The organism is Paracoccus sp. (in: a-proteobacteria) (genome assembly GCF_030538655.1).
In the GTDB taxonomy this organism is placed as follows: domain Bacteria; phylum Pseudomonadota; class Alphaproteobacteria; order Rhodobacterales; family Rhodobacteraceae; genus Paracoccus.
Genome location: NZ_JAUNTO010000032.1, coordinates 1 through 22,450 on the forward strand (window position 1 = coordinate 1; position 22,450 = coordinate 22,450).

The following is a 22,450-nucleotide window of genomic DNA, read 5'->3' on the forward strand; positions in this document are numbered from 1 at the left end:
GAACTCGAATGACAAGGGAATCCTTAAATGAAGACGCCGTCTAGGCCGCCCCGGCGATAAACTGCCGCAGCGCGGGCAACAGATCCTCCGGCTGATCCTCGGCCACGGTATGGGATGCAAAGGGCAGGTTCAGCAACCGCGCGCCGGGCACCTGCTCGGCCAGATCGAACGCCTGACGCCGCGACACCAGAAAATCATCGTCGCCATGCACGACCAGCAGCGGGCAGGTGATCGCGCGCACCAGATCGCCGGGATAGGCGTCATCCCCCGTCCCCAGCCACATCGCCCTGACCGCATCGAACAGACGGTCGAAATCCGGTGCGGGGTTTTCCACCTGATAGCGTTCGACCTGCGCCGCGAACATCTCGCGCCATTCCCCGGCGGTAATCTCCTGATAAATCTGCCGCACCGGATCGTCGGGCGGCAGATGCCAATGCGCGCCAATCGCCACCACAAAGCCGGGCTGATACGACCCGGACCCGGCCAGACGCAGGGCCACGATCCCGCCATCGCTGTGCCCGATAATGCCCGCGCCGCTGATCCCCAGTTCCGTCAGAACCGCAGCGATATCCTGTTCCAACCGGCGATAGCTCAGCGCACCCGGCCCCAAAGCCGACCGGCCATGCCCCCGGCTGTCGATGGCGATCAGCCGGTATTCCCCGGCCAGATGCGCCGCCAAGGGGGCGAAATCATCGCGACACCCCAAACCGCCATGCAGCAGCACAACGGGCACACCATCGGGCCGCCCGGCCTCGGCCACATACAGGCTGGTCCCGGCAACCGCGATCATCCGGCCATTCTCGAACATGGCATCCCCCATTCCGGCCACCGCGCCAAAGCCATGGCCCGTCACGGCCACAATGCCCCGGCTTGCTGCTTGCCCCGATACGCATTTTGGGGCGATCCCGCACCGCCCGCAACCTGACCAAAGCCAGTCCGCAACGCCCGCAGCCTGTGTACAGGTTGTGCACAGGCTGTGTATGGCTTGTGCACAGGTTGTGCAGCCCAAAACCCGGTAAATGCTGGCCCTGGGCCGCAATCCTGTTGCGCGCCGTCAACGACGCAACGCCCGCCGCCGTTGCGCGCCCCGATCAGAACAAAGCGCGTCAGCCACCTGTCCTTGTGCAGTCACTCCCGCAGCCGCCAGCCGGTCAGGAAAATCCACCGGATGATCGCCAGGCAAACCCCGATCATCAGCGCCACCGCCAACAGCGACAGCCCCACCGGCACATCGGCATAATCGAAAAACGCCCAGCGAAAGCCCGAGATCAGGTAAAGCACCGGGTTCAGCTTGGCCACGCTTTCCCAGAACGGCGGCAGCATGGATGCCGAATAAAACGCCCCGCCCAGAAACACCAAAGGCGTGATGACCATCATCGGAACGATTTGTAATTGCTCGAAATTTTTGGCCCACAACCCGATGATAAAGCCCAGCAACGAAAAGGCTACGGCGGTCAGAACCAGAAATCCGATCATCCAGAACGGGTGCGCGATATGCACACCGACAAAGAAAAAGCTGGTCACGAGGATGACGATGGCCGTCAGAATCGACTTGGCCGCCGCTGCGCCCACAAAGCCGATCACCACCTCCAGCCACCCCAGCGGCGAGACGAGGATTTCATATACCGTCCCGGAAAACTTGGGGAAAAAGATGCCAAAAGAGGCGTTCGACACCGATTGCTGCAACACCGTCAGCATCATCAACCCCGGCACGATAAAGGCGCCATAGCCGATCCCCTCGACCGACTGGATGCGCCCGCCAATAGCAGCGCCAAAAACGATAAAATACAACGTGGTAGACAAAACAGGCGAGGCCAGAGACTGCCAGATCGTGCGAAAGAACCGCAGCATCTCCTTGTAGAAAATCGCCCAGACGGATCGCCAGTTAATGCTCATGCCGCGTCCTCTCCGGCGACCAGCGCCATGAATACATCCTCAAGACTGGATTGCCTGGTCGCCACGTCGCGAACCGCAATGCCATGCGCCGCCAGATCCGCCAGCAGCCGGGCAATGCCGGTGCGCTCGGCCCGCGTGTCGTAATCAAAACCCAACGATCGCCCGTCATCCGACAGCTCCAGCCCGCGCCCCTCCAACCCCGGCGGGACAGCGGCCAAAGGCTGATCCAGCTCGATGGTCAGCCGCTTCTTGCCAAACTCGCCCATCAGCTCGGCGGTCGGTTTCACCAACAACAGACGCCCCTTGTTGATGACGCCGATGCGGTCGGCCATTTCCTCGGCCTCCTCCAGATAGTGGGTGGTCAGGATAATCGTCACGCCATTGTTGCGCAGATCGCCCACCACCTGCCACATCTCGCGCCGCAGCGCCACGTCCACCCCGGCGGTGGGTTCGTCCAGAAACAACACCTTGGGCCGATGCGCCAAAGCCTTGGCAATCAGCACCCGCCGCTTCATCCCGCCCGACAATTCGCGCGTGGCGGCATCGCGCTTGTCCCACAGGGCCAAAGACCGCAGCACCTGCTCGATCCACGCCTCATCCGGCGGCATCCCATACAACCCGCGGGTATAGCGCACCGTCGCAATCACCTTCTCAAACGGCTCCAGCGCGATTTCCTGCGGCACCAGCCCGATCAGCCGCCGCGCGGCGCGCCAGTCGGTGCGGATGTCATGCCCATCCACGCACACCGTGCCGCCAGTCGGAACCACCAGCCCGCAGATGATCGAAATCAGCGTGGTCTTGCCCGCGCCATTTGGACCAAGCAAGGCCAGAATCTCGCCCTTCTCAATGTCCAGCGACACATCATCCAGCGCCTTGGTGCCACTGCCATATTGCTTGGACAGTCGGTCAATCTCGATAATCGGGGGCATCACGCTCTCCTGTGCGGGGCAAGGCCCGCTGTCTTTCGTTTCCAAATATCCCACAGGGGTGACGAGGGCCAGAAAAAGGTCCAGTGGACCTTTTTCCCGAGGAACGCCCGGCGTATGGGCCGGGCTGGGGTGTGAAACCCCCGGCCTTGGGGCACCGCCGCGCCGCTCGCCAAGCTATCGCGAATCGCGCCAGCGATTGACCAAAGGATAGCGGCGATCCAGCCAGAATGCCTTGGTCGAGATACGCGGGCCGGGCGCCGCCTGATAGCGTTTCCATTCGCTGGCAAACAGCAGCCGCTGCACCTTGTCCACCGTTTCCGCGTCAAACCCCTGATCGACCAACTCGCGCAGCGACAGATCCTGTTCCACCAGCCCGTCAAGGATGGCGTCCAGCATCTCATAGGGTGGCAGGCTGTCCTGATCGGTCTGGTCGGGGCGCAACTCGGCCGATGGCGGTTTGCTGATGATGCGCGGCGGAATCACCTCGCCCGCCCGGCCCATCATCCAGTCGCGGTGATTGGCATTGCGCCAGCGGCAGGTTTCGAACACGCGGGTTTTATACAGATCCTTGATCGGGTTATACCCGCCCGCCATATCGCCATAGATGGTGGCATAGCCCACGGCCACCTCGGATTTATTGCCGGTGGTCAACAGCATTTCCCCGAATTTGTTGGAAATCGCCATCAGCATCAGCCCGCGCAGACGGGACTGGATGTTTTCCTCGGTGATGTCGGGGCTGGTGCCTGCCATCAGATGTGACAGCGCCCCGGCCACGGCATCGCGCGCCCCCTCGATCTGAACGGTATCCAGCCGCGCGCCCAGCCGGGCAGCACACTCGGCAGCATCGTCAAGGCTGGCCTGCGAGGTATATTCGCTGGGCAGCATCACGCAGCGCACATTGTCCGGCCCGATGGCATCGGCGGCAATGGTCGCAACCAGCGCAGAATCAATCCCGCCCGACATGCCCAGCAGCACCTTTTTGAACCCGGATTTGCGCAGATACTCCTGCAAACCCAGCATCATCGCCTGATAATCCTGTTCCCACACATCGGGCTGCGGCGCCATCGGCCCCGGCTGTGCCTGCCAGCCATCAGGCGTGCGGATGAAATCCACCGTCGCCTGCGCTTCGACAAAGGCTGGCAGTTGCACCGCGACCTCGCCGCCGGGGTTCAGCACAAAGCTGGCGCCGTCGTAAATCTGATCGTCCTGCCCGCCGACAAGATTCAGATAGATCAGCGGCAGCCCGGTTTCGGCCACGCGGTTTTGCATATGCCCCATCCGCAGGTCCAGCTTGTTCCGGTGATAGGGGCTGCCGTTCGGCACCAGCAGGATTTCCGCGCCGGTTTCGGCCAGCGTTTCCGCTACATCGGGATACCAACTGTCTTCGCAGATCGGCGAGCCGACCCGCACCTCGCCGATGGAATACGGCCCGCTGATCGGCCCGGAATCAAACAGCCGCAGTTCGTCGAACAACTGCTTGTAAGGCAGATGATGCTTCAGCACCCGCGCAACCACCGCGCCGCCCTTCAGAATGAAATATGCGTTATACAGCTTGTCGCCATCCACCCACGGCCCGCCGATGCCCATGGCCGGACCTTCCGCCACCTCGCGCGCCAGAGCCTCGATCGCGGCCATGGCATCGCGGGTAAACGCCGGTTTCAGCACAAGATCCTGCGTCTGATAGCCGGTGATGAACATCTCCGGCAGCGCCACCATATCGGCCCCGGCATCCCGCGCCGCTGCCCACGCCGCCCGCGCTTTGGCGGCATTGCCGGTCAGATCGCCGACGGTGGCATTCAGTTGCGCGATGCTCAGGCGGAAACGGTCGGTCATGGCTGGCCCCTTGGCTTTGTCGGTTTTTTGATAGGCGATGCCGGGGGCAAGGGAAAGTCGGGCTTTGCGCCGAGGCCATGCTTGGGGTAAACCTTTCGCCAAAAGACAAAGGGGCGGCAGGCGATGAAAGCGGCAGTTGCAGCAATGGTCATTCTGGCGGCAGGCACGGGCATGCCCCAAACACTGGCCGCGCAGGATGCCGTGACCAAACAGTATGACGACGGCGGCGTGTATGAAGGCACGTTCCGAAACGGTCGCCAGCACGGGCGCGGCACCTATACCCTGCCCAGCGGCTATCGCTATGACGGCGATTGGGTGGACGGGCAGATCCTGGGCGAAGGCGTGGCCCGCTATCCCAACGGTTCCGTCTATGAAGGGCATTTCACCGCCGGTCTGCCCGATGGTCAGGGCAAGATCACCTATGCCGATGGCGGCAGCTATCAGGGCGACTGGAAGGCCGGTGAAATGACCGGCACCGGCACCGCGACCTATGCCAACGGCTCGGTCTATCAGGGCACTTTCGTCAGGGGGCTGCATCAGGGCAAGGGCGTGCTGACCCAGCCCGACGGCTATCGTTACGACGGCGACTGGAAGGCAGGCATCAAAGAGGGACACGGTCGTATCACCTATCCCGATGGCGCCGTATACGAAGGCGGCATGATCGCCGGGCAACGCGCCGGTATGGGCCGCCTGACCATGCAGGACGGCATGATCTACGAAGGCGTCTGGTCAGCCGGACAGATGTCGGGCACCGGACAGCTGACTCAGGCAACGGGCGATCACTACGAAGGCCAGATGGTCGCAGGCCGCCGCGAAGGACAGGGCATCGCCACATATGCCAATGGCGATGTATATGAAGGCGGCTTTCTGGCCGACCGTCATCACGGACGCGGCAGCTTTACCGGCACCGATGGCTATGCCTACACTGGCGATTGGGTCGAGGGCCGACGCGAAGGGCAAGGCCGTGAAACCTATCCCGACGGCTCGGTCTACCAAGGGCAGATGCTGGCCGACAAACCCGATGGCAGCGGCCAGATCACCTATGCCGACGGATCGACCTATCAGGGCGCGTGGCGCGCCGGGGTGATCGAGGGCCAAGGCATCGCCCGCTATGCCAATGGCATGATCTATGAGGGCCATTTCCGCAATGCCCGCAACGACGGACAGGGCCGGATGACCTATCCCGATGGCTATGTCTATAACGGCGCATGGAAAGACGGCCTGCGCCACGGGCAAGGACAGGCCACCTACCCCGATGGCACGGTCTACACCGGCGATTTTGCTCAGGGGCTGCGCGATGGTCATGGCCGCGTCGTCACCCCCGACGGTTTTTCCTACGAAGGCGGCTGGTCAGAGGGGGAAATCGACGGCGAGGGCACCGCCACCTATCCCGGCGGCGACACCTATACTGGCCATTTCGTCGCCGGCAAACGGCAGGGTCAGGGCGTGCTGCGCTATGCCACCGGACAGGTCGCATCCGGCGAATGGGACGACAATCGCCTGATAACCCCGGCCCCCGAAGACATGCCGCCCCCGCCCGAAGGCGAGATTCCCGACGACAGCGGCCCCGCCAGCAACTAGCGATCCCCAAAATCGCCCGGCCCGTCTTTCGTTTATAAATATCCTGCAGGGGGTCCGGGGGACGCGAAGTCCCCCGGTCCGGCGCTTCAGGCCCGTGCAGCCTTCATCGACTGTTCCAGAATATCCAGCGCCTCATCGAACACCGCATCGGGAATGGTAATCGGCGCCAGAAAGCGGATGACATTGCCGTAAACGCCACAGGTCAGCAGGATCAGCCCCCGGTCCAGCGCCTCAAGCCGCACGCGATTGGCAAAGTCAGGACTGGGCTTGTCCGTGCCGGCATGGTTGAACTCGACCGCATTCATAAAGCCCGGCCCACGAATATCGACGATCTCGGGCACCGCGTCTCGCATCCCGGCCAGCCGCTGTTTCAGCCGCTGCCCCAGACGCACCGCGCGGTCGCACAGCCCTTCATCTTCGATCACATCCAGCACGGCATGAGCCGCCGCCACACCCAGCGGGTTGCCCGCATAGGTGCCCCCAAGGCCGCCGGGGTTGGGGCTGTCCATCACCTCGGCCCGGCCGGTGACGGCGGAAATCGGCAAACCGCCACCCAGCCCCTTGGCCATGGTGGTGATGTCGGCCGCCACGCCGTGATGTTCCATGGCAAACAGCTTGCCGGTGCGGGCAAAGCCGGTCTGCACCTCGTCCGCGATCAGCAGGATCGAATAACTGTCGCAGATCTCGCGCAGCTTTTTCATGAAACCGGGCGGCACTTCATAGAAACCACCCTCGCCCTGCACGGGTTCGACGATGATCGCGGCGACGCGGGCCGGGTCCACATCGGCCTTGAACAGCGTTTCCAGCGCGTGAATGGCATCCTCTGCCGTTACGCCGTGCAGTTCGCAGGGGAAGGGCAGGTGCCAGACATCGTTCATCATCGCGCCGAAACCGGCCTTATAGGGTTGAACCTTGCCGGTCAGCGTCATGCCCATGAAGGTGCGCCCGTGGAACCCCCCGGCAAAGCTGACGATGCCGGACCGTCCCTTGTAATGCCGCGCGATCTTGACCGCGTTTTCCACCGCCTCGGCCCCGGTGGTGGCGAAGATGGTCTTTTTCGGCCAGTCGCCGGGAACCAGATCGTTCAGCCGCTCGGCCAAAGCGACATAGTTTTCATAGGGCACGACCTGATGGCAGGTGTGGGTGAACCGATCCAGTTGCGCCTTGACCGCCTCGATCACGCGGGGATGACGGTGGCCGGTGTTCACCACCGCGATTCCGGCGGCAAAGTCGATATAGCGGTTGCCCTCTTTATCCCAGATTTCCGCGTTTTCGGCGCGCTCGGCATAGATCTGCGTCGTCATCCCGACACCGCGGGCGATGGCGGCATTCTTGCGGTCTGTCATGCTTGTCATGGTGATCCCCTGATTCCGTGCCGTCAGGCTAGTCAAAGCGCGCGCCGCTTGCCAGATGCCGCGCCATCGGCCAGTGTGACGCGACCCGGCAAAAGGCCCCGCATGTTTCCGATCCGCGACCACAACCCGTCCGAGCGCACACCCTATGTCACCATCGGGCTGATCTTTGCCAATCTGGTGATGTTCGTGCTGACCATGCCCTGGGGGCTGAATGCCGAAGGGCTGTGGGTTTATGGCGCGCTCTATGCCGGGGCTATCGCAGATGGCCAGATGCTGTGGGGGCTGCTGACCCATATGTTCCTGCACGCCGGTCTGATGCATTTCGCGGGCAACATGCTGTTTCTGTGGATTTTCGGCGACAATCTGGAAGATCAGCTTGGGCATCTGCCGTTTCTGGGCTTTTACCTGATCTGCGGGCTGGCAGCCGCTGCCGGGCAGATCAGCGCCGAACCCGGCAGCATGATCCCGATGGCCGGGGCCTCGGGGGCGATTGCCGGAGTCATGGGCGGCTATCTGCTGCTGTTCCCGCGCGCCAAGGTGGATGTGCTGGCGATCATCGTCATTATCTTCAAGATCTTTACCCTGCCCGCCTGGATCATGCTGGGCGTCTGGTTCGCGATCCAACTGTTCGGCGGCTATATGATGACCGGGGATGAAGGCGGCGTCGCCTATTGGGCGCATAGCGGCGGCTTTGTGGCGGGGGTGCTGCTGACCCTGCCGGTGCTGCTGCGCAAGGGGGGCACCCGGTTCTGGAGCCGCACCGACGGCCACCCGCCGCATGATCCGATCGACTATGGCCACCGTTCCCGCGTGCCGCAGGTGCCCCGCCGCTAAGCCGCTGGACGCCGCTGCGCGGCCCGGTTAAGGCCGCATCATGGCCAAGCTGTATTTCCATTATTCCACCATGAACGCGGGCAAAAGCACGCTGCTGCTGCAAGCGTCCTATAACTATCGCGAGCGTGGGATGGACACGCTGTTGCTGACCGCCGCGCTGGACAACCGCGCCGGTCAGGGCCGTATCGCCAGCCGCATCGGCATTTCCGACGACGCGCTGACATTCGCCGCCGACACTGACCTGTTCGCACTGATCGCAGCCCGCCCTGCCCCGGCCTGCATCTTTGTGGATGAAGCGCAGTTTCTGACCGCCGATCAGGTCTGGCAACTGGCGCGGGTGGCCGATGATCTGGGCATCCCGGTCATGTGCTATGGGCTGCGGGTCGATTTCCGCGGCCAGTTGTTCCCCGGCAGCGCCGCCCTGCTGGCACTGGCAGACGACCTGCGCGAGGTGCGCACCATCTGTCATTGCGGACGCAAGGCCACCATGGTCATCCGCCGGGGTGCCGACGGGGCCACCATGACCGAGGGCGCGCAGGTGCAGGTCGGCGGCAATGAAACCTATGTTTCGCTGTGCCGTCGCCACTGGCGGCAGGCAACCGGCGGCTGACGCGCTGGACAGGTCGCCACCCCGGTGCGACAGTCGCAGACGGGGGGACGGCCATGGATCACGACACCGACAATACGCCGCGCGCCTTTACGTCGGCGGAACTGGGCTTTCTGGCACATGTCTATCGGGGAGAGTTATATCGTTCGACCCTGTGGCGCACCCGGCTGGATACGACCACGAACTGGTCGGTGGTGACGCTGGGGATCGCGCTGTCGATCTCGTTTTCCTCGCCGCAGGCATCGCCCATTCCGCTGCTGCTGGTGGGTGTGCTGATCGTGCTGTTCCTGATGCTAGAGGCACGGCGCTATCGTTACTTCAACGTCTGGCGGGCGCGGGCGCGCTGGATGGAAAAGCATATCGTCGCGCCCATGCTGGCAGACGGAAACCTGCATCTGGAACGCGGCTGGCAACAGACGCTGGCGCGCGATTACCGGCAGCCGTCCTATCATGTCAGCGTCGCGGTGGCGGTGGGGCGGCGCATCCGGCGCAACTATCTGTGGATCTTGCTGATCCAGACCATCGCCTATCTGGGCAAACTGCTGGTGCATCCGACACCGCTGCGCAGCTTTGGGCAATTGCTGGACCGGGCCGCCATCGGGCCGATCCCCGGCTGGCTGGTTCTGCTGCTGGGGGCGACCTATTGCATCAGTTGGATCGGCTTTGCGTTATGGAGCCGCGCCACCGACCGCCAGCGCGCCCGGCTGCACGGCGACAGTTCCGGCATGGGCTGACGTGGCATCGGCCCCACGGCGGCAGGCGGCCTTAACGATTTCGCAACCTGACCGGGGTTATCACAATCCCGACTCGGGTCCGTGCCATGCGTTGCGGCGCGGCGGGCCATCATGTAACCAGAATGCGGAACTGGCAAAGGACAACCTATGCGCGCGCTTTCGCTTCGCACCCTCGCACTATTGACCATGCTGCTGCCGGGCGCGGCCTCGGCACAGGCGTTCGACACCCATGCGGGCGCGGCCTGGGTCTATGACATGGCCACCGGCACCGTGCTGATGCAAAAAAACGCGCAAGAGGAACTGCCCCCCGCCAGCATGTCCAAGCTGATGACACTGTATATGCTGTTCGAGGCGCTGGAAGAAGGCCGCATTCAACTGGACACCCGCCTGCCCGTGTCCACCAAGGCGCGGCAGATGGGTGGATCGACCATGTTCCTGAACGAACGCGACCGCCCCACGGTTGAGGAACTGATAAAGGGTATCATCGTCCTGTCGGGCAACGATGCCTGCGTGGTCGTGGCCGAAGGTCTGGCCGGAACCGAGGATGCCTTTGCCCGGCAGATGAACGAACGCGGCCGCCAGATGGGGCTGACGCATTCGCATTTCACCAACTCGACCGGCTGGCCCGATCCGCAGCACCGCATGTCGATGGAGGATCTGGGCCATCTGGCACAGCGCCTGATCGAAGAGTTTCCGCAGTATTACCACTATTTCGGCATCGCTGAATATGCGTTCGATAACCGCGCGCCGTCAAACCGGCGCAACCGTAACCCGCTGCTGGCGCTTGGCATGGGGGCCGACGGGCTGAAGACCGGCCACACGCAAGAGGCGGGCTACGGACTGGTCGGGTCTGCGGCACAGGGCGACCGCCGGGTGATCTTTGTCATCAGCGGGCTGGACAGCGACCGTGCGCGGGCCGAGGAATCGGAACGCATCCTGAACTGGGCCTTTCGTCAATTCACCATGCGCACCGTCGTGCCCGAAGGCGAACCCGTGGTGCAGGCTCCGGTCTGGCTGGGCACCACCGGGCGCGTTGCGCTGACCACGCAGCATGGCGTGCGGGTGCTGATCCCCGCCGGTGCGCAGGATGGGGTGCGGGCCGAAGCGGTGTATCAATCGCCCCTGAACGCCCCCATCGCCAAGGGCGACCGCCTTGGCGAACTGGTCGTCACCGTGCCCGGCGCGGGCGAGGCGCGCACCCCGCTGATCGCCGCCGCCGATGTGCCCGAGGCTGGTTTCATGGGCCGCGTCCGCGGTGCCGCGCAACGTCTGGTGCAACGCACCGCCGAGGCCACCGGCCGCTGATGTTCATCAGCTTCGAGGGCATTGACGGCTGCGGCAAGTCCACTCAGGCGCGGTTGCTGGCGGATACGCTGCGGGACGGCGGGCGCGATGTCGTGCTGACCCGCGAACCCGGCGGATCACCGGGGGCCGAGGAAATCCGCCGCCTTCTGGTGCAGGGGGCGGGCGAACGCTGGTCGGGCGAAACCGAGGTGCTGCTGTTCACCGCCGCCCGCCGCGACCATCTGGAACGCACCATCCGCCCCGCGCTGGATGCCGGGCGCGTGGTTATCACCGACCGCTTTACCGACAGCACCCGCGTGTATCAGGGCGCGGCGCGTGGCGAATTGCGCGATCTGGTGGACCGCCTGCACGATCTGGCCATCGGTATCTGGCCCGACCGCACCTTCGTCATCGACATCGACCCGGCCACCGGCCTGTCGCGTGGTATGGCGCGCGGCGGGGTTGAGGATCGCTTTGAACGTCTCGGGCTGGCGTTTCAAGAACGGCTGGCGGCGGGTTTTCGCGAACTGGCGGCGGCACAGCCCGACCGCATCAGGCTGATCGACGGGCGCGGCAGCCCCGATCAGGTGGCCGCCCGCGTCCGGGCCGCGCTATGAAGCTGGCCCCTGACGAGGACATTCCCGAACCCGATCGCGTGCCCGGCGCGCCGCATCCGCGCCACACGCCGCGCGTCATCGGGCAGGACACCGCCATCACCGATTTTCTGACAGCGGCGGACAGCGGGCGGCTGCATCACGGCTGGCTGCTGACCGGGCCGCGCGGCGTGGGCAAGGCGACGCTGGCCTGGGCCATCGCGCGCTGGCTGCTGGCCCAAGGCGCGCCCGACCGGCTGGACATTCCCGCCGACACGCCGGTATCGCGGCGGGTGAACGCGCTGTCGGAACCGGGCCTGATGCTGATCCGCCGCCCGTGGGATGACAAGGCCGGGCGTCTGCGCGCCGAAATCACCGTCGATGAAATCCGGCGGCTGCTGTCCTTTTTTCACCTGTCGGCAGCGGGCGGCGGGCGGCGCGTGGCGATTATCGACGCCGCCGACGACCTGAACACCGCCGCCGCCAACGCTCTGCTCAAGGTGCTGGAGGAACCGCCCAAGGACGGGCTGATCCTGCTGATCGCGCATCAGCCCGCCCGGCTGCTGCCCACGATCCGGTCACGCTGCCGCGAATTGCGCCTGTCGCCCCTGTCGCCCGAAGCGATGGCCCAGGCTTTGACCGGGCTGGGGGTGACAGGCGACACCGATGCGCTGACCGCACTTGCGCATGGCTCGGTCGGCGAGGCGCTGCGGCTGGCCGGGCAAGACGGGCTGGCGGTCTATCAGCAGATCGTGGACCTGTTCGCCACCCTGCCCCGGATGGATCGCGGGGCGGTGGGCAAGCTGGCCGAACGAGCCGCGAAACGGTCGGGGGCCGAGGGTGACCCGTTCGATCTGGTGATGACGCTGCTGGACCTGTTCCTGAACCGGCTGGCCCGCGCCGGGCTTTCAGGCCCGCCGCTGCCGCAGGCAGCCAAGGGCGAAGGCGCGCTGATGGCCCGCCTATCCCCCGACGCCGGGGCCGCGCGGGCATGGGCCGGGGCGCAGGCCGATCTGTCGCCCAAGGCGCGGGCAGGCAAGGCGGTGAACCTTGACCCTGCGGCGCTGGTGATGGATATGCTGATCCAGTTGGGGCATCGCGCCCCCACCTGATCTGCATGGACCTGACGATGACCGACGACCCGGCCCCGCATGGCGCGCCGCCCGCCCAGATCGTGGACAGCCATTGCCATCTGGACTTTCCCGACTTTGACGGCCAGCAGGCCGATCTGATCGCCCGCGCCCGCGCCGCCGGGGTGACGCGGATGGTCACGATCTGCACCCGCCTGCACAAGGAACCCACCGTGCGCGCACTGGCCGAGGCGCATGACGGGCTGTTCTATGCCGCTGGCACGCATCCGATGTATGCAGCCGAGGAACCCTTGGCCTCGGTTGATGAACTGATCGCACTGGCCGCGCATCCCAAGATGGTGGGCATCGGCGAAACCGGGCTGGATTATCACTATACCGCCGACAGCGCCGAGGTGCAGGCCGTCAGTCTGCGCAACCATATCGCCGCCGCGCGCGAAACCCGGTTGCCGCTGATTATCCACGCCCGCGACGCCGACGAGGACATGGCCCGTATTCTGACCGACGAATACCGCAACGGTGCCTATTCCTGCGTGATGCACTGTTTCACCTCGGGCGCGGGGCTGGCGCGGGCGGCGCTGGACCTTGGGTTTTATCTGTCGATGTCAGGGATCGCCGCCTTCCCCCGTTCGACTGAACTGCGCGAAATTTTCGCCACAGCCCCGCCCGACCGCATCCTGCTGGAAACCGATGCGCCTTATCTGGCCCCGCCGCCGTTCCGCGGCAAACGCAATGAACCGGCCTATGTCGCCCATACCGCCAAGGTCGGCGCGCAGCTGTTCGGCATGGCGTATGACGAGTTTGCGGCGCTGACCTCGGCCAATTTCGACCGGCTGTTCTGGAAGGCCGCAGCGTGATCCGGGCGACGATCCTTGGCTGCGGATCGTCGGGCGGGGTGCCGCGCCTTGGCGGACGCTGGGGCGAATGCGACCCCGCCAATCCCAAAAACCGCCGCCGCCGCTGTTCGCTGCTGGTAGAGCGGGTGGCCGAACATGGCACGACGCAGGTGCTGATCGACACCGGCCCTGATCTGGTGCCCCAGTTGCTGGATGCCGGGGTCGGGCGGCTGGACGGGGTTGTCTACACCCACGCCCATGCCGACCACATCCACGGCATAGATGACCTGCGCCAGATCGCCTATAATATGGGCGCGGTGGTGCCGGTCTGGGCCGATGATGTGACCGGCGCGGCGCTGACAGCGCGCTTTGGCTATATCTTTGAAACGCCGCCGGGGTCGTTTTACCCGCCGGTCTGCGCTCTGAACCGGATCGCCGGGCCGGTAGTTATCGACGGCCCCGGCGGCGTGATCGAACTACGCCCCTTCCGCGTCGCACATGGCGAGATCGAGGCACTGGGCTTGCGCATCGGCGGGTTGGTCTATCTGCCCGATGTCTCGGCCATCCCCGACACCGCCTGGCCCGAGATCATGGGTGCCGAGGTGTTCATCTGCGACGCCCTGCGACGCACGCCGCACCCCAGCCACGCACATCTGTCACTGGCGCTGAAATGGATTACCCGGTCGGGTGCGCTACGCGGGGTGGTGACGAATATGCACATTGATCTGGATTACGACGCCGTTCAGGCCGAAACTCCACCCAACATCTGCCCCGCTTTTGACGGTATGGTGATCGAAATCGCCGCCGACGGGGGGATTTAACCAAGCAAGAATCCCATGACCGTATTATTCACCGTCATCCTGCCCGTGTTTCTGGTTATCGGCTTTGGCTGGCTGGCCGCGTGGCGCGGCTGGTTCGGCGGCGAGGCGGTGGACGGGCTGATGCGCTTTGCCCAGAATTTCGCCGTGCCAGTGCTGCTGTTTACCTCGATGGCGCGGCTGGATCTGGGGACCGAGTTTTCCGCCCCGCTGCTGCTGTCGTTCTATATCGGCGCGTTGGCCAGCTATACGGCAGGGTGGGCGGGGGCGCGGTTTCTGTTTCGCCGTCCGCCGGTTGATTGCGTGACCATCGGCTTTGTCTGCCTGTTCTCCAACAGCCTGCTGCTGGGCGTGCCGATCACCGAGCGTGCCTTTGGCACCGCCGCGCTGGCCGGGAACTGGGCTATCATCGCGGTACATTCGCCGCTGCTTTATACCTTTGGCATCACGATGATGGAGTTCACGCGGGCGCGCGGCTCGGACCTGTCGGTGCCCCGTGTGGCGCTGCGCGCGCTGGAGGGCGTGCTGAGAACGCCGCTGGTCATCGGCATTCTGTCGGGGCTGGCGATGAACCTGCTGACTGATGCCGGGCTGGTGATGCCCGAAGGTTTCTGGGCCGCCGCGGACATGATCGCCCGCGCCGCCCTGCCCGCCGCACTGTTCGGGCTGGGGGGCGTGCTGTTCCGCTATCGCCCCGAGGGGGATATGGGGCCGATCCTGATGTGCTGTTTCTGCGCGCTGATCCTGCATCCGGCGATCACCTTTGGTCTGGCCAAGATGTTCGGGCTGGATATGGCCGGGATACGCTCGGCCGTGATGACAGCGGCGATGGCACCGGGGGTCAACGCCTATCTGTTCGCCAACCTGTATGGCACTGCACGACGGGTAGCGGCCTCATCGGTGCTGATGGCCACAGTCGGATCGATGCTGACCATCTGGATGTGGCTGGAACTGCTGCCCTGATGCGGGGCTGTGGGCCTGTTGCCATCTGTGCGGAAAGCCTGGTCAGGCCAAGTGGCAGGATAATTATACCGCACACCCACATTCCAGCCCGGTAACCCGCATCCAAAGCGCAGCACGCAGGCCCCTGACGAGAGGACGTCGATTCGGCTTGCGAAGAAGCCCCGACAATTAACCCAAGATCACGCACCCACACCTTTCAGCATGGCACATCAACAAGATCAGGCATGTCTGGAAGTTAAATGGCGGACCCGGAGCGAGTGAACCAAGCAAGCAAAATCAATCGCTTGTTCTGTCAAACTGCCCGGAATCCATCCGCTGAAATCCTTGGAAATTTTCGGCTAGGGTCAAACCGATTGCAGGGCCTTCACCCAAGGAACTGCGATGAAAGATATGACAACCGACCTCAGCGACCTGTTGGGCTGGACCCCGCCCGCTGAAACGGCGAACGCCGCCCCGGCTGGTCCCCGGAACGGCGTTGAAACTAAAGCGGCTCACGAAAGCGCCTGCCCAGAATATAGCGAATCAAGCGCCCCAAATCAAGCATGGGCTGCGCTGGATGCCGCCCGAAAATGGGTTGCGTGGCGCGAAGATCACCGCAACGGCAAGCCGACCAAGGTTCCCTATGTCACGCCGCAGCGCATGGCGAAGGCGAATGACCCGGCGACATGGCTTGCGCGCCCCCAGGCTGAGGCTGTGGCGCGCGACCTGCTGTCAGCGGGGCAGAAGGGCGGCGTTGGGCTAATGCTGGGCGGTGATGGCGCTGAGCGACTGGGCGGCGTCGATCTGGATTCCTGCGTCGATCTGCTGACCGGGCAGCTTGAACCTTGGGCGGCTGAGGTTGTCGAACGGTTCGCGTCCTATGCTGAAATCAGCCCAAGCGGTTCGGGCGTGAAGGTGTTTTTCAGCTATGCCGCCGCTGATCTGGACGCGCTGCGGGCGATCATGGGAACGCAGCACGGCAAAAGCTGGTCGCGCGGCAACCATACCGAAATCGCGCTGCATCTGGGCAACCGCTATTTCACCGTCACCGGGCAGAACTTGGGCAGCGCCCCGGCCTCGATCCAGCCGGTCGACCGGGCAACGCTGGCTTGGCTGATCGAAGATGTCGGGCCGCGGTTCAAGGGCGATGCGCCCAAGGCGGCACCGAAAGACGAATCCCGTTCGGGCCGCGCGTTCAGCATTGCAGGCGATTGTCGCAGGGCTGGCATGGGGTTGGACGGTTTCCGCGCCGAACTGATGAAGGACTCGGACCTTGCCGATTGGGCCAAGGATGCCCGGCAGGTGCAACGCGCTTGGAACCGCACCGCAGGCGGCGTTGAAGTCGACGCATCTGATTTCGATGACCTGCCGGAAATCGACGGCTTCCCGATGACCGAGGACGGAGTCGCCCGTGCCTTTGCCGCCGCCCATGCCGACCGGCTGCGCTTCTGCCATTCGTCGGGCCGCTGGCACGTCTGGACCGGCACCCATTGGCGGAAAGAAGAAACCAAGCTGGCCTTCAACTGGTCGCGGGAAATCTGCCGCGCCCGTGCTGCGTCTGATCCGCGTTCCAGCGCAGCCAAGGCGCTGACCAAAGCCGCGACCGCATCGGCAGTTGAACGGTTCGCCCAGGCTGACCGCGCTTTCGCTGTAACCGCTGAGGCGTGGGACCGCGACCATTGGATAATCGGAACCCCCGGCGGCACGATTGATCTGCGCACGGGCCAACTGCGCCCGGCGCTACAAACCGATATGATAACCAAGATCACGGCAGCCGCGCCGATTCCGCTGGATCAATTCAACCCGGCCCGCGACTGCCCGCGTTGGCTGGCGTTTCTGGATCAGGCAACCGGCAGCGATACGGATGCAATCCGCTTCATGCAGCAATGGGCTGGTTACAGCCTGACCGGCGACACGCGCGAAGAAGCCCTGCTGTTCGTTCACGGGCCGGGCGGTTCGGGGAAATCGACTGCGGTTAACACCATCGGCGCGCTGCTGGGTGATTATGCAATCGCGGTCGACACGGAAACCATTACCGCCCAGAAACACGCCCGCCATTCAACCGAAATTGCCCGGCTGCATGGTGCGCGCATGGCCTATGCCAGCGAAACCGAAGCGGGCCGCGCTTGGGCTGAAAACCGGATTAAGCAATTGACCGGCGGCGATGTGATGACGGCGCGCTTCATGCGGCAGGATGACTTTATTTTCAAACCACAATTGAAACTGGTTATTGTCGGGAATAACAAGCCCGCCTTTTCCAATGTCGACGGCGCGATCAAACGGCGGTTTAACGTGATGCCGTTCGACCGGAAACCGGCTGCGCCTGATTTCACTTTGAAAGTGACTTTGGAAAAGGAAATGCCCGGCATTCTGTCATGGGCTGTTCTGGGTTGCCTCGATTGGCAGCGCAATGGGCTTATTCGGCCTGCCGTCATGGTAGAAACGACCGAAGCCTATTTTGAGGAACAGGATACGTTCGCAAACTGGATCGCTGATCGCTGCATTATTGGTCAGGGGTTCGCTGCGACAACCGAAAGCCTGTTCGACTCATGGTCAGCCTATGCCCGGTCAAACGAGGACGAACCCGGCAATAAGCGCAGCGACTTCCCGCAGCGGATGAAGGACCGCGGCTTTGATCCGATCCAAAGCACGGCAGGGATACGCGGTCGCGGGTGGCGCGGGCTGAAACTCACGCCGCTTCGTGATCCGTTCGACAATTTGCCCGCCCCCGGTGAAGAGGTGACGCAATGTCTTACCCACTGAGCAAATGCGCTGCGGTTCATCATTGGCCGCAGCCTATCATCGGTTCTGCTGGATCATTGATCGCCGCCCATCTTGCTGGAAAGGGCGAGTCCCATCCCAAACGGGGTAACTCATTGAAATATAATGATCTGTTCCATCTGTCCCATCCTTGCCGGTTCTCTCTCTCACGCGGGCGCGCGCGTATACGCGTGAAGGCTTCATACGGAACTGATGGGACAGATGGGACTCATGGGCCTGTTGCCGATCATCGGTTTGAAGCGATCCGCGCAATCGGGCGGCGCGACGGTCAGGTTGGGCGGGGCAGAAGATGGGCTGCGGCTCATGTGGACCCGTTCCCGTTAGGTTCTTCCGCAGGGTGGCAGGCCGCGGGGGGCATGGACCCCGATTCGTTTCGCTTCACAAAAATTTTCAATTGGCAAGGCCAATATAGGTAAGCAAAGATGACCTATCAGACTGATCTTTCCGACCTGTTCATCACCGCCGATCCGGTGCAGCCCGTGGGAAGCCCGCAGCGGGCCGCTGAGGGGCCTTCCCCTGCCAAGGCTACCCGCCGCCCAGGAAGGCCGCGAAGCCTGCCACGGATAAAATGACAATCGCTGAGGGCATACCCAGCATCATGACCGAGGCTGAACTGGCCGACCTGCTGGGAATCGCCGCGTCACAGGTGCGAACCAAGACCCGTGAATGCCGACTGGTCAAGGCTGGCAATGCCCGGTGGGACGTTCGGCAATCGCTGGTTCGTTACCTCGATCATCTGCGCGGGATCGCAGCCCGCACGGGGCCGGGCGTTGGCGCGCCATCCGACGATTACAAGGCTGAACGGCTGCGGCTGGCGAAACAACAGGCTGACAAGATCGAGATTCAGAATGAGCAAGCGCGCGGCGAATTGGTCAGAAGTGCTGACGTAGAACGCGAATGGGCCAATGTGCTGCGGGACGTTCGGTCGACCATGCTGGCGGTGTCGTCACGGGTTGGTGCAAAACTGCCGCATTTAACTGCGCATGACATTTCCGAAATAGACCGGGAAATCAAAGCTGCACTGGAAGGGCTTGCAAATGGGAATTGAACTGATCCGCAGAAATGCAATGCGCGCCCTTTTGCCGCCTGCTGATATGGCAACAGCAGATTGGATTGAACAGAACATCTTTCTGCCGCAAACCGCAAGCGCATTACCGGGCAAGATGCAGCTTTGGGAATATCAGCGGGGAATCTGCGATGCGCTGGACGATCTGGCTATTGAACGCATCACGGTTCTAAAATCGGCGCGAATTGGCTATACCGCGCTGCTGTCTGGGATTATTGCAGGTTACGTTGCAAATAGTCCCGCACCCATTCTGGCGGTCCAGCCGACTGCCGATGACGCGCGCGATTATGCGGTTGATCTGGAACAGGTGTTCGACGCCTCGCCTAGCCTGCGCGGGCTGCTTTCCGATGAAGCCGACGAAACTGGGCGCAGCACCATGTTGAACCGGCGCTTTGCAGGGGGCAGTTTGAAGTTTCTGGCAGCCAAGTCGCCGCGCAACCTGCGCCGCCACACCGCGAAAATCCTGATTATGGATGAGATCGACGGGTTTGAGGTATCGCAGGAAGGCGATCCTATTGAACTTGCAGTCATGCGGACGTTGACATTCCGCGACCGCAAGATCATTGCCGGTTCAACGCCCGTGTTCGATTATGGGCCAGCGACTCGGCTTTATGATAAATCCGACAAGCGAATCTATGAATGCCTTTGCCCGTCCTGCGATGAATATGCAGAGATCAAATGGGCAGATATTCGCTGGAATGAAGGCGACCCGGATTCCGCGCATTGGGTTTGCCCGAATAACGGCTGCGTTGTCGATGAAAAGCATAAGCCTGCAATGGTGGCAAATGGCCGCTGGCGGGCAACTGCGCCCGATGTGAAGGGCCATGCCGGGTTTAAGGTCAACGCACTAATCAGCCCTCACTTTAACGCCCGGTGGGGGAAATTAGCTGCTGAGTTTCTACAGGCAAAGAAATCGCCTGAGACATTACAGACGTTCACCAACCTGGTGCTGGGCGAACCGTGGAAAACCGACGGCGATGACCTGGACGAACACGAACTGTTCCAACGGCGTGAAGCATTCAACCTCGATACGCTGCCCGATGACGTGCTGTTCATCACGGCGGGCGTCGACTGTCAGGATGATCGACTCGAAGTTGTGCTGATGGGTCACGGGCGCAGCGACATTTATGCAATCGATCACCGGGTATTCTGGGGGCCGATTGACGGTGACGCCGTGTGGCAAGACCTCGATGCGCTGCTGCGCGAAACATGGCAGCACCCGAACGGCGGCACAATCCGAGTCGACGCGGCGCTGATCGACTCCGGTGACGGCGGACATACGGAAATCGTCAACGCCTTCACCCGCCCGCGCTTCGGGCGGCGCGTGGTGGCGAGCAAAGGGGTTTCTGGGTTTAGCCGCCCGATGCTGCAACGCTCAGGCACCAAGGGACAACTGCTGTGGCTGGCTGGCGTCGATGCGATCAAGTCGCAGCTATTCGCCCGGCTGTCCCGCGGTGAAGGCGTGAGGTTCAGCGATGCTTTGCAGCCGATCTACTTTGAACAGTTAACCAGTGAACGGCGAGTCGTCCGCTATGTTCGCGGCAGACCGGATGCCCGATTCGAGCGGGTGAAGGGTAAGAGGGCTGAGACACTGGACGCCACGGTCTACGCATGGGCGGCAAGGCAGTTAATTGGGATCAACCTTGACAGGCGGGCAGAAGAACTCGCATCCGCCGCAGCGCCCAAACGGCAACCTGCCGTGATTAAATCAGCGTAGTTGAACAGATAAACGAAAGCCCCCGATCAACGGGGGCTTTTCAATTTGAACACGGTTTCCAGATTGGCAACCGAGAATGCCCGCATATATTTCAGCCGCATTCCGATGATATAGCAAGTCGCTTCATAGGATATGCCGGAGCCTGTCAGCGTTCTGGCAAGTTGCCGCGTCGACCGTAATTCCATCTTTGATAGTCTGCGCATGGGGTGACTCCTTTCATAAAAAGGGCGGCAGATTATCGGGGCCACCACTACCCGATAATCTGCCGCCACCAAGCCGGGTGAAAGGAAGCAAACCCGGCTTATCTGCACTGGTTGCAGGGAGAACGGAGAACCGGCCAGCGCAAATCTGAATTTCGATGGGTGGAGCCGGGCGACTCGCGCCGCCCGACAAGCCTTTTAACATTTGGACGACTCACTAGTAACATACGATTCCATTAGAATCAACAGAAAAGTTTCCATTGACAATTTAATCGATTCCACTAGAATCGCACCTATAGACACGGAGAATCACATGGCCCGCCTAACAATCAAGAAAATCGCCGAAATCATGGTGAAGGTGTATAACCTCGACCCTGATAGCCTTCCATTTGTTCAAGGGCGATTGAAGAACTTCAACGCAAAACTTGGCATTCTTCGCGCAGAAGAAAGCAATGATCACCATCGGACCCGGACGCTAGATGAAATTGGCGCTGCTGAGGCAGTTCTTTTCAGCGAACTGGCGGACATGGGATTCGATGCCCAGATACTGCGTGAGGTGCGGGAACATCTGGACCGCAATCCAATTGGCATGGAACTGATCTGCAATCCAGAGGCTTTCAGAAGCATGGAGAAGCCTCGCTTTGAAATGAGGCTGTATCGTGACAATTCGCCTGTTACGATGCGACATTACTCAATCGTGACGTTTGACGAGCCTAAGAGCAGGGCATCGAAAACGCTCGACAACCGAGATATTTACGAGAAGCAACTTGCATCAGTGTTGACGATTGACCTTGGCATATTGCTTGACGCTTTCCTTTTTGAATTCGGGCAAGTGGTTATTTACGGTGATCGTCGGGAGTCTGGTGAATGAGCGAAAAAAAATCCCGCGCTGAGCGCGACCGCAGGTATTACGAAAAGAACCGTGAAGCGATCCTTGAGCGAAAGCGCGCGCGTTACTGGGAAAATCCTGAATATTATCGGCAAATTAACGCGCTATCCGCTATGCGATGCCGTGCTGCCGCGATCCGTTGGCAAACGGTATTTAAAGGCGAACTTGTCAAAGATGAACTGCAACGGCTTCTCGCGGAAGCCCGCGCCGCCGCCGGGCCGGAGGCCTGATTTTGGGCGTCCTCGATCTGTTCCGCCGCAAATCCGATCCGGTGCAGACCCGGCGCTTTGACGGCGCTGCGGGCGGGCGGCGCTGGTCCGCTGCCCCGTCATTTGGTCGCACCGGCGCGGAAACACTGGCCGCATCAGCCCCGATCCGTTCGCGCGCGCGGTATTTTGGGGCAAACAATCCGTGGGCTGCAAATGGCGTGGCCGCACTGGTCACTGGACTGGTAGGCTTTGGGATCA

General features: G+C 62.6%; 20 protein-coding genes and 1 pseudogene. 16 read left to right on the forward strand and 5 right to left on the reverse strand.

The genetic code is table 11. The features are described 5' to 3' along the window. Nucleotides 1–40: 40 nt before the first annotated feature. The 4 genes from Q4G22_RS14755 to Q4G22_RS14770 all read right to left on the reverse strand — a co-directional run bounded on the left by Q4G22_RS14755 (nt 41) and on the right by Q4G22_RS14770 (nt 4,658). Nucleotides 41–853, reverse strand: coding sequence for an alpha/beta fold hydrolase (locus tag Q4G22_RS14755; RefSeq protein ID WP_303386647.1), 813 nt, complete (start codon nt 851–853; stop codon nt 41–43). A 275-nt stretch (nt 854–1,128) separates the two neighbouring features. Then, nucleotides 1,129–1,890 carry an ABC transporter permease gene (locus Q4G22_RS14760; protein WP_303386665.1) on the reverse strand — a complete coding sequence of 254 codons (762 nt, stop codon included), beginning with the start codon at nt 1,888–1,890 and terminating at the stop codon, nt 1,129–1,131. Between the two features lie 2 nt (nt 1,891–1,892). Continuing rightward, entirely contained in the window at nt 1,893–2,825 is a 933-nt protein-coding gene (locus Q4G22_RS14765; RefSeq protein WP_303386648.1) for an ABC transporter ATP-binding protein, read from the reverse strand. A 174-nt stretch (nt 2,826–2,999) separates the two neighbouring features. After that, entirely contained in the window at nt 3,000–4,658 is a 1,659-nt protein-coding gene (locus Q4G22_RS14770; RefSeq protein ID WP_303386649.1) for an NAD+ synthase, read from the reverse strand. Nucleotides 4,659–4,802: 144 nt separating this feature from the next. On the opposite strand from Q4G22_RS14770, the gene Q4G22_RS14775 reads away from it, so the two are divergent. Next, complete coding sequence (locus Q4G22_RS14775; RefSeq protein ID WP_303386666.1) at nt 4,803–6,239, forward strand: MORN repeat-containing protein; 1,437 nt, start codon at nt 4,803–4,805, stop codon at nt 6,237–6,239. Nucleotides 6,240–6,325: 86 nt separating this feature from the next. On the opposite strand, the gene Q4G22_RS14780 is transcribed toward Q4G22_RS14775, so the two are convergent. Further along, a complete protein-coding gene (locus tag Q4G22_RS14780) occupies nt 6,326–7,594 on the reverse strand; it encodes a 4-aminobutyrate--2-oxoglutarate transaminase (RefSeq protein ID WP_303386650.1) in 1,269 nt (422 codons plus the stop codon). A 102-nt stretch (nt 7,595–7,696) separates the two neighbouring features. Here Q4G22_RS14780 and Q4G22_RS14785 point away from each other — a divergent pair, with 102 nt between their 5' ends. The 15 genes and pseudogenes from Q4G22_RS14785 to Q4G22_RS14855 all read left to right on the forward strand — a co-directional run. Further along, entirely contained in the window at nt 7,697–8,428 is a 732-nt protein-coding gene (locus Q4G22_RS14785; RefSeq protein WP_303386651.1) for a rhomboid family intramembrane serine protease, read from the forward strand. 40 nt (nt 8,429–8,468) lie between these two features. Further along, complete coding sequence (locus Q4G22_RS14790; RefSeq protein ID WP_303386652.1) at nt 8,469–9,038, forward strand: thymidine kinase; 570 nt, start codon at nt 8,469–8,471, stop codon at nt 9,036–9,038. Between the two features lie 53 nt (nt 9,039–9,091). Beyond that, complete coding sequence (locus tag Q4G22_RS14795) at nt 9,092–9,769, forward strand: DUF2270 domain-containing protein (protein ID WP_303386653.1); 678 nt, start codon at nt 9,092–9,094, stop codon at nt 9,767–9,769. A 147-nt stretch (nt 9,770–9,916) separates the two neighbouring features. Further along, complete coding sequence (locus tag Q4G22_RS14800; RefSeq protein WP_303386654.1) at nt 9,917–11,074, forward strand: D-alanyl-D-alanine carboxypeptidase family protein; 1,158 nt, start codon at nt 9,917–9,919, stop codon at nt 11,072–11,074. Then, nucleotides 11,074–11,670, forward strand: a complete 597-nt coding sequence (gene tmk, locus Q4G22_RS14805) for a dTMP kinase (protein ID WP_303386655.1) — start codon at nt 11,074–11,076, stop codon at nt 11,668–11,670. The genes Q4G22_RS14800 and tmk overlap by 1 nt, the downstream gene beginning before the upstream one ends. Then, nucleotides 11,667–12,758 (forward strand): DNA polymerase III subunit delta', encoded by a 1,092-nt coding sequence (locus Q4G22_RS14810; RefSeq protein WP_303386656.1) that lies wholly within the window; start codon nt 11,667–11,669, stop codon nt 12,756–12,758. The genes tmk and Q4G22_RS14810 overlap by 4 nt, the downstream gene beginning before the upstream one ends. 17 nt (nt 12,759–12,775) lie before the next feature. Then, on the forward strand, nt 12,776–13,591 hold the full coding sequence (locus Q4G22_RS14815; protein WP_303386657.1) for a TatD family hydrolase: 816 nt from the start codon (nt 12,776–12,778) through the stop codon (nt 13,589–13,591). After that, the gene (locus Q4G22_RS14820) at nt 13,588–14,391 is read left to right on the forward strand and encodes an MBL fold metallo-hydrolase (RefSeq protein ID WP_303386658.1); all 804 of its coding nucleotides are present in this window, start codon (nt 13,588–13,590) and stop codon (nt 14,389–14,391) included. Before Q4G22_RS14815 ends, Q4G22_RS14820 begins: the two co-directional genes overlap by 4 nt. A gap of 15 nt (nt 14,392–14,406) precedes the next feature. After that, a complete protein-coding gene (locus tag Q4G22_RS14825) occupies nt 14,407–15,351 on the forward strand; it encodes an AEC family transporter (protein WP_303386659.1) in 945 nt (314 codons plus the stop codon). Nucleotides 15,352–15,732: 381 nt separating this feature from the next. Beyond that, nucleotides 15,733–18,093 carry a phage/plasmid primase, P4 family gene (locus Q4G22_RS14830; protein WP_303386660.1) on the forward strand — a complete coding sequence of 787 codons (2,361 nt, stop codon included), beginning with the start codon at nt 15,733–15,735 and terminating at the stop codon, nt 18,091–18,093. A 586-nt stretch (nt 18,094–18,679) separates the two neighbouring features. After that, entirely contained in the window at nt 18,680–19,159 is a 480-nt protein-coding gene (locus Q4G22_RS14835; protein ID WP_303386661.1) for a DNA packaging protein, read from the forward strand. Continuing rightward, a complete protein-coding gene (locus Q4G22_RS14840) occupies nt 19,149–20,894 on the forward strand; it encodes a phage terminase large subunit family protein (protein WP_303386662.1) in 1,746 nt (581 codons plus the stop codon). Before Q4G22_RS14835 ends, Q4G22_RS14840 begins: the two co-directional genes overlap by 11 nt. Nucleotides 20,895–21,407: 513 nt before the next feature. Continuing rightward, nucleotides 21,408–21,965, forward strand: coding sequence for a hypothetical protein (locus Q4G22_RS14845; protein ID WP_303386663.1), 558 nt, complete (start codon nt 21,408–21,410; stop codon nt 21,963–21,965). After that, nucleotides 21,962–22,213 carry a hypothetical protein gene (locus Q4G22_RS14850; protein ID WP_303386664.1) on the forward strand — a complete coding sequence of 84 codons (252 nt, stop codon included), beginning with the start codon at nt 21,962–21,964 and terminating at the stop codon, nt 22,211–22,213. The genes Q4G22_RS14845 and Q4G22_RS14850 overlap by 4 nt, the downstream gene beginning before the upstream one ends. Before the next feature lie 2 nt (nt 22,214–22,215). Then, nucleotides 22,216–22,450 (forward strand): annotated as a pseudogene (locus Q4G22_RS14855) (phage portal protein); the annotation flags it as partial.

What these genes read in the sequence shown, in the direction of transcription:
- Q4G22_RS14775 (WP_303386666.1), top strand. Translation starts at nt 4,803, where the DNA reads ATGGTCATTCTGGCGGCAGGCACGGGCATGCCCCAAACACTGGCCGCG.
- Q4G22_RS14815 (WP_303386657.1), top strand. Translation starts at nt 12,776, where the DNA reads ATGACCGACGACCCGGCCCCGCATGGCGCGCCGCCCGCCCAGATCGTG.
- Q4G22_RS14810 (WP_303386656.1), top strand. Translation starts at nt 11,667, where the DNA reads ATGAAGCTGGCCCCTGACGAGGACATTCCCGAACCCGATCGCGTGCCC.
- Q4G22_RS14840 (WP_303386662.1), top strand. Translation starts at nt 19,149, where the DNA reads ATGGGAATTGAACTGATCCGCAGAAATGCAATGCGCGCCCTTTTGCCG.
- Q4G22_RS14845 (WP_303386663.1), top strand. Translation starts at nt 21,408, where the DNA reads ATGGCCCGCCTAACAATCAAGAAAATCGCCGAAATCATGGTGAAGGTG.
- Q4G22_RS14800 (WP_303386654.1), top strand. Translation starts at nt 9,917, where the DNA reads ATGCGCGCGCTTTCGCTTCGCACCCTCGCACTATTGACCATGCTGCTG.
- Q4G22_RS14780 (WP_303386650.1), bottom strand. Translation starts at nt 7,594, where the DNA reads ATGACAAGCATGACAGACCGCAAGAATGCCGCCATCGCCCGCGGTGTC.
- Q4G22_RS14850 (WP_303386664.1), top strand. Translation starts at nt 21,962, where the DNA reads ATGAGCGAAAAAAAATCCCGCGCTGAGCGCGACCGCAGGTATTACGAA.
- tmk (WP_303386655.1), top strand. Translation starts at nt 11,074, where the DNA reads ATGTTCATCAGCTTCGAGGGCATTGACGGCTGCGGCAAGTCCACTCAG.
- Q4G22_RS14765 (WP_303386648.1), bottom strand. Translation starts at nt 2,825, where the DNA reads ATGCCCCCGATTATCGAGATTGACCGACTGTCCAAGCAATATGGCAGT.
- Q4G22_RS14785 (WP_303386651.1), top strand. Translation starts at nt 7,697, where the DNA reads ATGTTTCCGATCCGCGACCACAACCCGTCCGAGCGCACACCCTATGTC.
- Q4G22_RS14825 (WP_303386659.1), top strand. Translation starts at nt 14,407, where the DNA reads ATGACCGTATTATTCACCGTCATCCTGCCCGTGTTTCTGGTTATCGGC.
- Q4G22_RS14770 (WP_303386649.1), bottom strand. Translation starts at nt 4,658, where the DNA reads ATGACCGACCGTTTCCGCCTGAGCATCGCGCAACTGAATGCCACCGTC.
- Q4G22_RS14830 (WP_303386660.1), top strand. Translation starts at nt 15,733, where the DNA reads ATGAAAGATATGACAACCGACCTCAGCGACCTGTTGGGCTGGACCCCG.
- Q4G22_RS14795 (WP_303386653.1), top strand. Translation starts at nt 9,092, where the DNA reads ATGGATCACGACACCGACAATACGCCGCGCGCCTTTACGTCGGCGGAA.
- Q4G22_RS14790 (WP_303386652.1), top strand. Translation starts at nt 8,469, where the DNA reads ATGGCCAAGCTGTATTTCCATTATTCCACCATGAACGCGGGCAAAAGC.
- Q4G22_RS14835 (WP_303386661.1), top strand. Translation starts at nt 18,680, where the DNA reads ATGACAATCGCTGAGGGCATACCCAGCATCATGACCGAGGCTGAACTG.